We start from the raw sequence: 13,965 nt of genomic DNA on the forward strand, positions 1-13,965 counted from the left end.
GGCGTCCCATGGGCGCACGGGAGGGGCAGACTGAGTGGTTCATGGATGCTGAAACGATCCTGCGTGTCCCGCGCCCAGGTGCGCAGCGGCGCGTTCCAGGGGGCTTCGTCTCAGTCCGCCTTCCATATGCGCTCCAGTGCCTGAGCGTTCCGGGCGCTGTCGTGGGCTCGGGCAGTGATCCGGGTGCGGAGTTCTTCCAAGGACTTCGAGTCGTGGAGCAGGTGTTCTTCTACGACCGCCCAGCCCGGTGTCCCGTCGCTCTGGGGCAGGTCGATGATGTGGTGGTCGGTGCGGCCGGTGATCAGGACGGCCAGCAGGGCCAGGTACTCGCGTTGCAGGCCGGGGCCGAAAGCGCCGTCGTCCGGGCCAGCCAGCAGGGCGGGGGGACCGCCTGCCAGGAGGGTGCAGGTCGCGTCGGTGGCACGGAGTACTGCCTCGAACCCGGGCCTTCCCAGGCGTGCCAGGACTTCTCGCAGGTAGTCGTCGAGTAAGTCCGGCCCCTCGCCTGGTGTGTTCACCGCTGCCTCCGCACCCCCGTATGGGAACGACATTACGCCCGGCCGGAAGCACTGTCCGGCACATGGGCACTCCGTCGGCACCGGGCTCCCGAAGCCCTGCGCGCACCCTGCACGGTTGCGGCAGGCGGCTCGACAAGGAATCTGGCGGCCCTGAGGACGGCTGCGGGCTATTCGCCCATCGGCCGCTCGGGAGCCGCCGTGCCGGGCGGTCGGCGGGAGCGGGAGCGGAAGCGGTCCTGACGCCGAGCCGCCTCTCACGGTGAAACGCTCCCTCCGAACGCGACAGCGGAGGGACCCCGGGGACAGGGTGGGCGCGTCAACGCGTCAGGACCACCGGGGGTGTTCCGGGCAGGCCCTGATGCGGGCCCGCCCCCCTCGGCGTTGCGGTGGGCTGGTCAGTCCTTCAAGACGTCCTTGATCTTTTCCTTGGCCTGGCGGGCGTCGCCCTTGGCCTGCTCGGCGCGGCCTTCCGCGGTCATGCTCTCGTTGCCCACCAGGCGGCCGGCCGTCTCCTTGGCCTTGCCCTTGGCCTGCTCGACCTTGGCCTGAGTCTTCTCGTCACCGGACATGTCCATCACTCCAAGCGGTAGAAGGCGTTACCTCCCGGCGTATGCCCCGCCACCGCGACACAAACATCACCCAGCGTGTTTATCTACCGGCGATCCGGTAACACCAAGTAGCTACAGGCAGTCAGAACCCGACGGAAGGCAGGAACATGACCCTCTTCACCGTGATCATCATCGCCGGGGCCCTCGCGGTCATCGCCATCCTCGCCCTGGCCCCCAGCGTCCCCGCACGGCGCAACCCCTTCCCCGGCCGACGCCGCCGGGGCCCGGCAGCCCATCGCCGGACCAGTACCCGGCGGCTCGACCACGTACCCCACCAGTAGGAGTTCCGGTACGGCCGCCCACCTCCGGCGGGCGGCCTCCACCGCGGCGCCGCCCAACGGCCTCCCCCAACGAGGGACCGAAGCGCAACGCGGTCAGCGCCGACTTGATCCCCGCAGTCCGGGAAATCCACCGAGCGCCAACAGGACCGGGCAGCGCCAACCAGCCACCTGGGAGACCTGATGAACACGAAGAGCATCACCCTCGCACCCGCCCACGCCACGGCATCCGTAGCCGGCGCACGCGAGAACACCCGCCACTTCCTACACGACCTCCTGCCGGTGATCGCGGCCGAAGCCGCCGACACCGTGGTCCTGGTCGTCTCCGAACTCGTCACCAACGCCCTGCGCCACGGCGGCGGCAGCTACACCCTGGACCTCACGGCGCACCCCGACAGCGTCGAGGTCGCCGTCCACGACGACGGCCCCCGGGGCCCGCGCATGCGCACCCCCGACCTCAACGGTGGCGCCGGAGGATTCGGCTGGCCCATGGTCAACCACCTCGCCCTCGCCACGGCCGTCACCCGCCGCCCGACCGGCGGCAAGACCGTCAGCGCCCTCCTCGCCCGGTAGCACCACGGCGCCGCCCTACGCGAATTCCTGCCGCCAGGGCTCGGTCACACCGGACAGCTCCTGGACGGCTCCAGGCCGGCGTGCGGGGCTACGGGACACGCCGGACCTTGGCAAAGGCCGCGCTCTCCATGGAACGCCGCTGTCTTACGGCTTCCAGCTCCGCCGCCGCGTCGCTGACGAACGCCAGCACGGTGGTCACCGCTTCGTCCTCGGCGACCGGCTCGTTCGCGTGCTCGCCTCCGTCCTCGGCGCGAGTGCCCCCGGTGCCCACCACCGCGGCGAGGGCGATGAGGGTGGGCTCACCCGCCTCCCACCGGTGGACCGCTCCCGGCCACGGTGAGCGCTCCCCTCGAATGCTCAGCGTCGCCCTCCCCAGCGCACCTGCACGATGGTGTCCGAGCCAGAGCCCAGGACCCGCTTCCGTGAGGCACCCGAGGCTACTCTCCTCTTCTTCCTATGAAAATTCCTGCACATATCGCTACAAAAGCGACGATCAGCAGGATGATTCCAGCAGGTCCGCTGGGGAACCACAGGGCGGCAAGTTCCATTCGGGGCGTTCCTCTCATCTTCGGGCGGGGCTGATCAGAGTGTGTCGCTGTCCCAGAGGAACGAGCCTTCGGGGGCGGCCGGGGACGGTTTGCAGAGTGCTCGCCCGCCCGCCCCGAAGAAGCCGTGGTCGGTGATGAGAAGTGCGCTGACCGCTCGTTCCTGCTTGGACCAGCCCGAGACGTGGAAGAGCCGGCCGCCCAGGGGGCCGCCCAGCAGTGCCACGTACGCGTGTCCGGGCGACGGACCGGCCCAGTGGCCGTCGTCGCCGCAGTACCCCCGCCCATCCCTCTTGGTCATCCCACGCGTCTGCCCGCTCCGGGGTCCGTGTCACGCGGTGCGGGGGTGAACCCGCTCACCTGCGGCGTCCGTGGGCGGCGGCGGGTCCAGTGGCGGTACGTCCCACTCCAGACCATGGGGCCACTGGATTTTGGAATGAGCCGGGAGGACGCCGTCGCCACCATGGCGGGGCAGGGCTTCACCGCCAAGCAGCACAACACGGGGGTTGGCACGCGACGGGCCGTACGCAGGGGCGGATCGAGTTCTCCAAGCCACAGGCGGCGTGGAGAACTCGACGAGCGGTGAAGTGCTACTTCGTCGAAGACGAACCAGCTCGGGGTGCGGATGACCACGACGAACCCGATCCAGAGAGTTCAGACCCGAGCGAGGCGGTGCCGGTTCAGCTCGAACCCAGGTGGATTCCCGGTCGCGCCGTCGGTGGGCGGCGCGACCGGGACGCGGCTCAGCTGATCGGGCCGAAGATCTCGGTGCGGTCGAAGTCGGCGTCCATGCCGTCCAGCACCGCTCCCAGTTGCTTCTCCTCGTACTTGAAGTGCGTCTCCATGACCGCCTCGATCCCGTCCAGGTGGCGGTGCGCCACCTCCGGGTCGGTCGAGTCGGACAACGCCTTCTGCAATCCACCGATGAGGTGCTCGATCATGTTGTGGTCCTGAGTCAGCTTCGCGACCACCGGCGCCAGGTCGGGTCGCGCCCGTACCAGTTCCGGGAACAGCGAACCGTCCTCGGCGCGATGGTGGCCGGACAGGGCAGCGCAGAACCCGTGGCAGAACAACAGCAGGTCGGTGGCGGCGTCAGCGGGGTCGCCGCCGTCCAGTCCCGCCCGCGCCAGCGCCAGCGCATTGCGCAGCTTGCCGTGCACCCGCTGCAGTTCCCTGCCCCAGGCGGTGACGCGGTCAGTCGGCAAGAACGCCCTCCCGTCGCAGCCACGCCGCGCACGCGGTCGTCCAGGACGCGGTGTGCGGCTCGCGCGCAATGAACTTATGCGGCTCGCCGGCGTATTCCACGCCGTCGGCCAGGCCGATGCCGTGGCTGCCGCCCGGGTAGACGTGCAACTCCACCGGTACCGCGGCCGCCGCCAGCGCCCGGGTCCACTCCAAGGCGTTGGGCAGGCCCGGCGGGTCCTGAGCGGTGGCCCATACGAAGGTCGGACACACCGACGCGTCCACATGCTTGGCCGGGGACAGTTCGTCCTTGATGGGCAGCAGGTCGCCGAGGAGGTTCTCGACCACCGACGACGGCAGCAGGTCGAGGTCGGCCAGCGCATAGGCCAGGATCGCGAAGTCCGGTCGGGGCGGGTCGGCAACGCCCTCCTCGATGGATAGGACCCGGCCGGTCATGAGCAGGCCGGCGAGTTGGCCGCCCGCGCTTGATCCGATGACGCCGACCCGGCCGACGGCGAGGCCGTGGTCGCCGTCGCGGATGTGGTCCAACCCGGCCCGGGCGTCTTCGAGCGGGGCCGGGAACCGGTCCGGCAGCAGTCGGTAGGACAGGACGAAGGCGTGGATGCCGAGGCCGGACAGCCAGCGCGCGTAGCCTTCGCCCTCGTGCGGTGGAAGTTCCCGGAAGCCGCCGCCGGGCAGGACGAGGACGGCGGGTCGGGGGCCGAAGAACCGGTCCTCGGCAGGGTAAAGCGTGATCTTCTGTGAAATTGGGGTGGGAATGGCCGGAGCCACCTTTCGAGACGACGCCTCCATGCCTGACGATCCATCCGCCACCGGCACGCGACGCTGCCTGAAACTATAACCACCAAGGCCAGATGGGCGGTTGCGTGGCGCTGCCGCAATGGCGTCAGGGTGAGCACGCACTGGGATGCCGGTTTCTCGTATCCCGCTCTGCCCCGCGCTCCATCGAGCCGTCCGCGATGGCCGATCAGATCGCTGTCCGAGCGATGTGGCACGGCGGGCCCACCGGCACGGGCCCTGGTCCGAGCCGCCAGGGCTGCCCCGGCCCCCGGTCGGCTGGGGTGGGCACCTGCAGGACAGGCACAGCACGCCGGCAGCGGCCCGGGGCTCGGCTCGGTCTCCCTCGGTGCGTGGCGCGACCTGAACGTTCTAGCCGAACACGACGCTCCGGGCACTGAACTCACCGTGCGGATCCCGCCAGCCCCTGACCATTGACCAGCTGGGGCGCAGCAGCAGCGATCCGGTCCGCGGATGTCTGGAAGCCTCGCCGTCCACGGAGTACGGGTGGAGTTCCCGCCGTCACTGCGCATGCCCGGCGGCCTTCCTTTCAGGAGGTGCTCTCGCCGAGGCGGGCCAAGCGCTCGGCGACAGCCCTCGGGCGGTCGGTCTCCCCGATCTGCTGGAGGCGGGCGGCGAGCGACCGCCAGGAGGCAGCAGGGCTTCCAGTCGGCGAGCTCGTGAACGGCCGGTGGTGCTTCGCGCTCGGCTCCCGGACGCACTCCTTCGCGTGCTGCTTACTGGTGTCCGTGCCCGCGCGCGATGCTCCCCCGCGCACCGGGGACATTTACCACACCCCGGGCGTACACCGCAGGTTCACCGGGTCGCTGACCTGCGAAAACGTGACTCGTAAGTAGGGTCAAAGTTGGATAACGGTGGTCACGCGAACCGTCCCGCTATTAGGGGTAGATCCTCTTGATCGCCTTTTCTTGCGCCTTAGGTTCCCCCTGGGTGACATCCGGACACGGGTCCCACCCGCGCCATCACTTTTACTCTGGGGGAACCTTGACTACCCGTAACACGGGCGCGCCGTTCCGGCGCGCCCGTTCACCACGCACCGGACCAGGCGGTCTGCGCAACACCGCCGGCGGTCTGGCACTGGTCATGGCGGTGTCCACGCTCTTCGGAGCCGAGGCCGCCGTCGCGTCCGGTCCCGCGACGGCCGCCGTCCAGGCGCCGAAGCCGCAACCCGCGACCTCGGCCGCCGACATACCCTCCGCCCGGGTCGCCGCGCGTCTCTCCGGGATACGCGTGGAGGCTCTCTCGGAACGGACCGAGTCCTCCACCACCTGGGTCAACAAGGACGGTTCGCTCACCACCGACCTCTCCGCCGGCCCCGTACGGTTCAAGGACGCGGCCACCGGCGAGTGGCGGGACGTCGATGTGAACCTCGCGCCGGCGCCGGACGGTTCGGTCGCTTCCAAGGCGCACCCGCAAGGCCTGCGCCTGTCCGGGAAGACGGGCACGAAGGTGTCCTTCCTGAAGGGGGCCCAGCCGGCCGAAACCACCGACCTGGTGACGCTGGGCACCGGCGACGAGGCGATCACACTGCAGTGGCGCGGCGGTCTGCCGGCGCCGAAGCTGGACGGCACCCGCGCCACGTACGAGAGCGCCGTGCCCGGCGCAGACGTGATCGTCGAGGCGACGCGTACCGGCTTCGAGCAGTTCGTCGAAGTCAAGGCCAAGCCCGAGGCGGGCTTCGGCTACACGCTGCCGCTGAAGACCAAGGGCCTGAAGGTCGAGCAGCAGGCCGACGGCAGCATCCTGTTCACCGACAGGAAGTCGCAGAAGACCGCGACGATGCCAGCCCCGGTCATGTGGGACTCGACCGTGGATGCCGCCTCCGGTGAACACACCCGGCGGGCGAAGGTCGGCCTGAAGGTCGTCAAGACCAAGGGCGGTGTCGACCTCGTCATCGCCCCCGACGCCGCCTTCCTCGCCGATCCGGCGACGAAGTACCCGGTGACCGTCGACCCTTCGACGTCCTCGCTGGGCAACCTCTTCGACACCTACGTCCAGCAGGGCGAGACGGTCGACTGGTCCAATGACACCGAGCTGGACCTCGGCAACCCGGGTACGAAGAACGGCGACGGCACCTGGCGCACCGCCCGCTCATTCATCACCTGGAACACCGCGCCGGTGGCCGACGCGCTGATCTCGGACGCCAAGCTGTCGCTGTGGAACTTCCACTCCGGCAACACCGACTGCGTCAACCAACCCTGGGAGGTATGGACGGCCAACGGCCCGACCACCGCCTCCCGCTGGACGAACCAGCCGGCGATGGTCACCAAGATGGCCACCTCCACCGAGACCAAGGGCAACCCCGGCTGCGCCTCCCAGCCCGACGGCTGGATCAACGCGGACGTCACCAGCCTGGTCCAGCACTGGTCCAACAACAAGTGGACGTCCTCCAGCCTGGGTCTGCGGGCCACGGACGAGAACAACATCAAGCAGTGGAAGCGGGTCAACTCCGCCAACTCCGCATCCAACGTCCCCAAGCTGACCGTCACCTACAACTACCGGCCGCGCACCGGAACCAAGCAGGAGGCCGGTCCGCCGTTCTTCTCCTACGGCGGTGCGTACACGGTCAACACCGTGACCCCCACCCTGCGCGACACCTTCGTCGACGCGGACGGTGACAAGGTCAACGGCACGTTCCAGATCTTCGACGCGGCCACGGACACTCAGGTCGGCAACGTCATCACCTCCGCTTTCGTGCCCTCCGGCCAGGTCGCCTCGGTGACGGTTCCGGCAGGAGTGCTGGCGAACGGCAAGACGTACAAGTTCCGGACATCGCCGTACGACGGCGCCCACTACAACCTCGGCTGGTCGGCGTGGAGGACGTTCACCGTCGACACCACCGCCCCCTCCGCCCCCATCGGCCTCGGTTCCACGGACTACCCGTCGAACGCCTGGGTCAAGGGCGCCGGGCAGGCCGGCACGTTCACCGTCACCCCGCCCGCAGCCGACCACCACTGGATCGAGTGGTCGCTCGACGGCGTGACCTGGAACCGGGTCGCGACCGACGGCGCCACCGCCTCCAAGGCGATCTCGGTGACGCCTCCGAAGGACGGCACCCACACGATCCGGGTTCGCTCGGCGGACAAGGCCGACAACAAGTCTGAGGCTCTCGAGTACACCTTCCACGCCGGCCCGGGCGGCTTCCTGCAGCCCGCCGACGGCGTGCGCACGGCCCGCCGCGTCCCGCTGCAGGCCGAGGCCGAGGCCGGAAAGTACGACTCCGCGTCGTTCTCGTGGCGCCGCTCCGCGGCCGACCCCTGGGTGCCCGTCCCGACCGCCGACGTCACCTCCGGCGGGACCGCGCTCGGCGCCTGGCCCGTCGCGATGACCGGCGGCCGGACCCCGCAGCTCACCTGGAACGCCACGGACACCGTCGACCCCGACGGCACGGTCCAGATCAAGTCCGACTTCACCGGCCCCGGCGGCGTCACCGGCTCCACCCAGCCGCTGACGATCGTCGTCGACCGCAACGCGGACGGCGCGGCCACCGAGACCATCGGCCCCGGTTCGGTCAACCTGCTGACCGGTGACTACACCCTCGGCACCACCGACACCTCGTACTTCGGCCTGTCCGTGTCCCGCACCGCCTCCTCGCGCACCCCCGACTCCGGTGCCCGGCAGCAGGGCCAGGTGGCCATCTTCGGCAAGGAGTGGGTGTCCGGAACGGCCGCCGAAGCGCCCGCCTCCGACCACGCCCACATCCGCAAGGTGTCCGACACCGCCCTCGACGTAGTCCAGGGCGACGGCACCGGTATCGGATTCACCGCCAACGCCGACCGCACCGGCTGGGTCGCCGAGCCCGGCGCCGAGGCCCTCACCCTGACCGGGTCCTTCACCGGCACGTTCACCCTGACGGACAACGCGGGCGGCCGCATCACCTTCGCCAAGCCCGGCCCCGCGGCGACCACCTGGCAGGCCCAGACCGCGGGCAAGGACGGACTCGAGGACTCCACGTCCACGATCGTCTCCGAGACGGTCACCGCCGGCACCGAGCAGCTCGCCAGACCGAAGCTGCTGATCGCTCCGACCGAGGCCGTCCCGGTCGCCACCTGCCGCACCACACCCTCCACCAAGGGCTGCCGCGCCCTGGAGTTCGTGTACGCGACCGCCACCACGGCGGCCGGCACCGCGGGCGACGCGGACTTCGGTGACTTCGCCGGCCAGGTGAAGGAGATCCGCCTCTGGTCCACCCAGCCCGGGGCAGCGGCCGCCACCGCGACCGCCGTGGCCGCCTATCGCTACGACAACAACGGCAGCCTGCGCCAGTTCTGGGACCCGCGCCTGGGCCGTCAGACCGAGACTCAGTACGCCTACTGGGGCGGCCGGGTGACCTGGCTCGAGCCCGCCGGGCAGCTGCCGTACACCTTCACCTACGGCAACGCCGGAGCCGGAACCGCTCCGAGCGACGGCATGCTGCTGAAGGTCACCCGCCCGGCCCTCCAGCAGGGCAGCGGCACCGTGACCGACGGCAACTCCGTAACCTCCGTCGTCTACGGCGTGCCGCTCACCGGTGCTTCCGCGCCGAACGCCATGGGCAGCGCCGACGTGCGCCGCTGGGGCCAGCAGAACATCCCCACCGACGCCACCGCGATCCTCCCGCCGGACGCCGTCCCGACGGCCCACGCGGGCGGATCCCTCTCCGCCGCCTCCTATCGGCGGGCCACCGTCCATTACCTCGACAACTCGGGCCGGCAGGTCAACACCGCCACCCCGGGCGGCCACATCACCACGACCGAGTACGACCGCTTCGGCAACAACGTCCGGCAGCTGACCGCCGCCAACCGCGCCCTGGCCCTGGGCACGACCCCGGCCGAGCAGTCCGAGCTCGCCGCCCTCGGCCTCGCCGCGCTGTCCAGCGGTGAGCGGGCGCGCCTGCTGTCGCAGGAGTCGCTCTACGACGCCCGCGGCGTCCGCGAGACCGAGACCTTCGGTCCGATGCGCCGCGTCGACCTGACGCAGCCCCTCAAGGAGGGCACGACCACGCTGGTCGCCGCCGGCACGTCCGTCCCGGCCCGCCCCTGGACCGTCAAGGAGTACGACGGGGGCCGCCCGACCGACGGCACCGCCGCCGTCAAGGACCAGGTGACCCTCGTCATCACCGGCGCCCGCGTCCGCGACTACTACGCGGTCATGGGCGAGAAGCGCCACTTCGAGACCCAGTACGACTGGGCGAAGGGTCTGCCCGCCCTGGAGATCAAGGACAGCGGCGGCCTGAACCTCACCACCAGCATTTCCCACGACGCGCAGGGCCGGGTCACCGACGTCGTGCCCCCCGGCGGCACCGGCCAGGACGCGGCCTCCCGCGTCATCGCCTACTGGCAGGCCACCGGCACCGGCTGGTGCAAGGGCCGGCCCGAGTGGGCCGGCATGGAATGCTGGAACGGCCCGGCCGGCGCCATCACCGGCGGTGCGGGCCAGCCCGCCCAGGTGACCGACAGCACCATCGAGTACGGCTACTACGGCCAGGTCACCAAGCGCACCGACACGGCCAACGGCGCCACGCGCACCACCGTCCAGCAGCACGACGCGGTCGGCCGCACCACCGTCACCACCGTGACCGGGCCCGGCGCCGCCGTCCCGCAGGTCACCACCACCTACGACCCCGCCACCGGCCAGGTCGTCAAGACCTCGTCGGCGACGGGCGGCGCCATCACCACCCAGTTCGACAAGCTCGGCCGCACAGTCTCGTACGGTGACGCCGACGGCGGCACCACCACCACCGAGTACGACGCCCTCAACCGCCCGGTCAAGGTGAGCGACTCCGTACCGTCGACGGTGACCTACACCTACGACGACACGGCCGAGCCGCGCGGCCTGGCCACGCGGATCACTGACTCGGTCGCGGGCGCCTTCACGGCTCAGTACGACGCCAACGGCGCCGTCAGCGCGGAGACGCTGCCCGGCGGCTACAGCCTCGCCCAGAAGCGCAACAGCGCCGGCTCCGTCACCAGCCGCGTCTACAAACGCGACAGCGACGGCACCGTGGTCTACGCCGACTCCGTCACGGAAACGGCCCACGCCCAGGTCAACTGGCACTCCGGCTGGTCCGAGCAGAACTACCGCTACGACGGCACCGGCCGTCTGGTCCAGGCCGACGACACCGTCGACGGCCTCTGCACCAACCGCACCTACACCTTCGACGCGCGGTCCAACCGGACCTCGCTCACCACGGTCCCCGGGACCCCGGGCGCGCCCTGCTCCGCCACCGGCGGAACGGTGAAGACGTACACCTACGACAGTGCGGACCGCCAGGTCGACACGGGCTATGCCTACGACGCCTTCGGCCGGACCACGGCCGTCCCCGGCAGCACCGTCGCCTACCACGCCAACGACCTCGTGCAGCAGCAGACCACCGGATCCGACCGTCAGACCTGGCAGCTCGACTCCGAACTACGGCCGCGCGGGTGGATTACCGAGTCGAACGCCTCGGGCACCTGGACCACCAAGGACACCAAGGTCAACCACTACAGCTGCTCCTGCGACAGCCCCCGCTGGGTCGTCGAGAACACCGCCACCGGCGCGCTCACCCGCAACGTGACGTCCCCCAGCGGCGACCTGGCGGCGATCACCGGCAAGACCGGCGGCACCGTCCTGCAGCTCACCAACCGGCACGGCGACGTCTCGCTCGTCCTGCCACTGGACGCCGGCATCGCACCGACCGCGTACGACGCGGACGAGTACGGCAACGCCCGAGGCAGCACGCCACGTTACGGGTGGCTCGGCGCCAAGCAGCGCTCGGCGGAGACCCCGGCCGGGCTCACGCTCATGGGCGTCCGCCTCTACAAGCCGGACACGGGCCGCTTCCTGTCCGTGGACCCGGTCCTCGGCGGCAACGACAACCCGTACGTCTATCCGGCCGACCCGGTCAACATGTACGACCTCAACGGCATGTGGCGGGTCTCCTGGGGATGGGTCAGCGGAACGATCTACTTCAACAAGCGGGAGACCCTGCGGATGAAGTCGGCGTCCGAGATGCCGGCGATCGTGGCCGGCGCCCTGGCCCTCTTCTCCAACGCGCACATCCTGCTGAAGTGGATCTGGCTCAACGCCGCAGTCATCGCCTGGCACGCCAAGCAGGCGGTCGACTACCGTCGTTGCATCAAACTCAAGTGGCCCATCGGGTATCCCGGTCTGATCCCCGGGCAATACTCGAGCTACAGAGACGGATGCAGGTAAGACATGCGTGAACGTGAGATCGGCGGAGCGGTGCTGCTCCTGATCACCGCGGGAGTGCTGGCGGCATCCCTGCCGTACACCCACGGGACGTCGGCCATCGCGCTGACCATGGGCGGCATCAGCCTCACCCTCGTGGGCGCCGTGATGGCGTTCCTGCGAGCACGCAAGCGGTAGCAACCCGAGGAGCGATCGAGTCGGCGGGTGTCCGCCCGGCGGTTTGGCTGATGGCTGATGGCTGATCAGCAGGCAGTCTGCCCGACGAGTACCAGTACGGTGCTGGTCTGGCGGTGACTGGCCAGCCCGCCGGGCGGAACGGTCGCGGACCAGCCCGATCATCGCGAGATGGGTCTCGGCGGCATAGGCCTCGCGGTCGCCCGCTGAACCGCTGCAGTGGCCGCCGATGGTCGGGTTCTGGGGAGCTTCCGGGTTCGCTGGAGGTCGCGCTTGGTTGGGCCGTATTCCGACCCCGCTCGCTTGATCAGCTTGATGCGCGTGCCCCGAACCTCGACTTGTCTGAACTCCAGGTTGCTCCTCGACGTCGGCGAGCTGAACAGTGGGATCACCAGGCCCGAACAGAGCAATGTTGAGCTGACGCGGGCGCTTGAGGAACGTCAAGCCCGACTTGAAGCCGCTCGCGCAGCCAACCGCGACCTGACCCGCGATGCCACGTCCTTTCGATCACCGTCTGAGTGCTCCGAGCGGCGTCCCCAGGCGGTGGCCGTACTCGGTCAGAGCGAGTTTGCCGGTGCCCCCATGCGGCGCAAGACGGCCAGTAGGACTGGATCGCTCACGGGCGAGCCGGGATCCTCCAGTTGCCCGATCGGCACTGGCAGGATCTCGACCCCCCTTCATGGGGGAAGAAGTGCCCTTTCAGGTCAATCCAGGGGACGTGCTGCCGGCAGCCATTCGACTTCGTCGTCGCCGCGTCGGAGATCTCCCCTGAACGTCAGCGCGCAAAGTGCACGCCACGGGCCTGGATCATCGCGACATCGACGGGGCTCAGTTCCTCCCAGCCAGGCCGGTCAGCGGCCTCACACTTCGCAGCCCTCAGCCCGGCTACAAGACGAGCGCGGGCGGCAGCGGCGGCGGCACCTCGCCATCGACGAGCGCCCGTGGATGATCACGCACGACCCCATCGCCGGCGTCGGCGACGTCTGCGCCGCCCACGGACCCTGGCCGGCTCGAACCCGTAGCACTGCCGCGGCGTCCGGCCTGAACCTGCCGTTCAGCCTCGGCGCGAGATGAGCCGGGCGAGTGCCTCTGTGGGCCGGCAGAGCCATACCAGAAGTGGGCTCGTGACCACGAACCAGTGGACGCTGATTCGGCCCTGTTCCTTGTCCAGGACCGCTGGGGACTCATCTCGGTAGACGTAGCGGAGGTATCGGCGGCGGACCGGTGCTCCGACTATCAGCAGCATGGGTGAGGCGACAAGGATGGCCGCCGGGATCAGGACTCTCGCGGCGGTGAGCTTCGCCTTCTCCTCGTATCGCATGCGCTCAGCCTGTCGCCTCACCTCAACTCATTGAAGGGGTGGGTTTGGATCAGACGGTCTTCGAGTCCATCCCGCCCAGGAACCGGCCGAGCTCGGGGTAGTGCGCGTGCCACTCCCAGTGGGTTTCGGGTACCGCCGTGGGGGGGGCGGGACCAGGCCTTCCTCCACGCTGCGCTTGATGTGGTCGGCGGCATTCCTGCCGTACGCGCGCATCAGCACGCGGCCGGGAACTCGGCTGCTCGCCACCGGCGGCACCGAACCCGGGGTGGAAACCGTCCTGGTATTCGCGCCCCGACCTCGCTTGCGGCCGGTACGGACGCGAGCGTGGTCCACGTGCCGTAGGTCCGGCGCCACGATGGCGGCCCCGTCACGCCTCGGGAGGTGTGACGGGGCCGTGCTCAGCCCTGGGGTGCCGGGTCCTGACCCCGGGTTGCTTCTCGGAAGGCTTGGAGGACTGGGTGGGGGCAATGCGGCTACTGAGCTGCGGCCTCCGCAGCTCAGTAGCCGGCGTCTTACCAGACCTGTTTTCCGCTTGAGTCCCACACCTTGGCGGGGGTCCCGCCGGGTTCGCTGATCGTCAACCGTTCCGGGGAATGAGTGATGACGGTCTCCATGATTCCCGGCGCGGCCGGCAGCTCCACCGTTACGTGGTCCCCCTCATCGAGTTCGATTACCATTCCGGACGGCTCGATCACTACGAAGAGCGGGTGCTGCGAGTCGGCCTCGACTCTAAATCTGAAAACGTCGTGCTTGCGATTCAAGAGGGGCTCCATC

12 protein-coding genes are annotated in these 13,965 nt (G+C 69.7%); 4 read left to right on the forward strand and 8 right to left on the reverse strand.

Annotated features, from left to right (window positions below):
* Window positions 1-110 precede the first annotated feature (110 nt).
* Both ACIQV3_RS32670 and ACIQV3_RS32675 read right to left on the reverse strand, forming a co-directional pair.
* Window positions 111-518: a hypothetical protein gene (locus ACIQV3_RS32670; RefSeq protein ID WP_403718641.1), complete on the reverse strand. Its 408-nt coding sequence runs from the start codon at window positions 516-518 to the stop codon at window positions 111-113.
* 395 nt (window positions 519-913) lie between these two features.
* Complete coding sequence (locus tag ACIQV3_RS32675; protein ID WP_403718644.1) at window positions 914-1,087, reverse strand: CsbD family protein; 174 nt, start codon at window positions 1,085-1,087, stop codon at window positions 914-916.
* Window positions 1,088-1,233: 146 nt separating this feature from the next.
* Here ACIQV3_RS32675 and ACIQV3_RS32680 point away from each other — a divergent pair, with 146 nt between their 5' ends.
* Together ACIQV3_RS32680 and ACIQV3_RS32685 are read left to right on the forward strand one after the other, a co-directional pair.
* Window positions 1,234-1,407, forward strand: coding sequence for a hypothetical protein (locus ACIQV3_RS32680; protein WP_403718647.1), 174 nt, complete (start codon window positions 1,234-1,236; stop codon window positions 1,405-1,407).
* A 180-nt stretch (window positions 1,408-1,587) separates the two neighbouring features.
* Window positions 1,588-1,977, forward strand: a complete 390-nt coding sequence (locus ACIQV3_RS32685; RefSeq protein ID WP_403718650.1) for an ATP-binding protein — start codon at window positions 1,588-1,590, stop codon at window positions 1,975-1,977.
* An 88-nt stretch (window positions 1,978-2,065) separates the two neighbouring features.
* On the opposite strand, the gene ACIQV3_RS32690 is transcribed toward ACIQV3_RS32685, so the two are convergent.
* From ACIQV3_RS32690 to ACIQV3_RS32705, 4 genes are all read right to left on the reverse strand, one after another.
* A complete protein-coding gene (locus ACIQV3_RS32690; RefSeq protein WP_403718653.1) occupies window positions 2,066-2,251 on the reverse strand; it encodes a hypothetical protein in 186 nt (61 codons plus the stop codon).
* Window positions 2,252-2,559: 308 nt separating this feature from the next.
* On the reverse strand, window positions 2,560-2,823 hold the full coding sequence (locus ACIQV3_RS32695) for a hypothetical protein (RefSeq protein ID WP_403718656.1): 264 nt from the start codon (window positions 2,821-2,823) through the stop codon (window positions 2,560-2,562).
* Between the two features lie 442 nt (window positions 2,824-3,265).
* On the reverse strand, window positions 3,266-3,727 hold the full coding sequence (locus ACIQV3_RS32700; protein WP_403718658.1) for a hemerythrin domain-containing protein: 462 nt from the start codon (window positions 3,725-3,727) through the stop codon (window positions 3,266-3,268).
* Complete coding sequence (locus tag ACIQV3_RS32705; RefSeq protein ID WP_403718660.1) at window positions 3,717-4,517, reverse strand: alpha/beta hydrolase; 801 nt, start codon at window positions 4,515-4,517, stop codon at window positions 3,717-3,719. The genes ACIQV3_RS32700 and ACIQV3_RS32705 overlap by 11 nt, the downstream gene beginning before the upstream one ends.
* 1,089 nt (window positions 4,518-5,606) lie before the next feature.
* Here ACIQV3_RS32705 and ACIQV3_RS32710 point away from each other — a divergent pair.
* Together ACIQV3_RS32710 and ACIQV3_RS32715 are read left to right on the forward strand one after the other, a co-directional pair.
* Window positions 5,607-11,699 (forward strand): DNRLRE domain-containing protein, encoded by a 6,093-nt coding sequence (locus tag ACIQV3_RS32710; RefSeq protein WP_403718830.1) that lies wholly within the window; start codon window positions 5,607-5,609, stop codon window positions 11,697-11,699.
* 3 nt (window positions 11,700-11,702) lie between these two features.
* Window positions 11,703-11,873, forward strand: coding sequence for a hypothetical protein (locus ACIQV3_RS32715; protein ID WP_403718663.1), 171 nt, complete (start codon window positions 11,703-11,705; stop codon window positions 11,871-11,873).
* A 1,051-nt stretch (window positions 11,874-12,924) separates the two neighbouring features.
* Here the strand turns inward: ACIQV3_RS32715 and ACIQV3_RS32720 are convergent.
* Both ACIQV3_RS32720 and ACIQV3_RS32725 read right to left on the reverse strand, forming a co-directional pair.
* Window positions 12,925-13,191 (reverse strand): hypothetical protein, encoded by a 267-nt coding sequence (locus ACIQV3_RS32720; RefSeq protein WP_403718666.1) that lies wholly within the window; start codon window positions 13,189-13,191, stop codon window positions 12,925-12,927.
* Between the two features lie 512 nt (window positions 13,192-13,703).
* Window positions 13,704-13,952: a hypothetical protein gene (locus ACIQV3_RS32725; protein WP_403718669.1), complete on the reverse strand. Its 249-nt coding sequence runs from the start codon at window positions 13,950-13,952 to the stop codon at window positions 13,704-13,706.
* Window positions 13,953-13,965 lie beyond the last annotated feature (13 nt).

This window comes from Streptomyces sp. NPDC099050, from assembly GCF_044759865.1.
Lineage (GTDB): Bacteria > Actinomycetota > Actinomycetes > Streptomycetales > Streptomycetaceae > Streptomyces.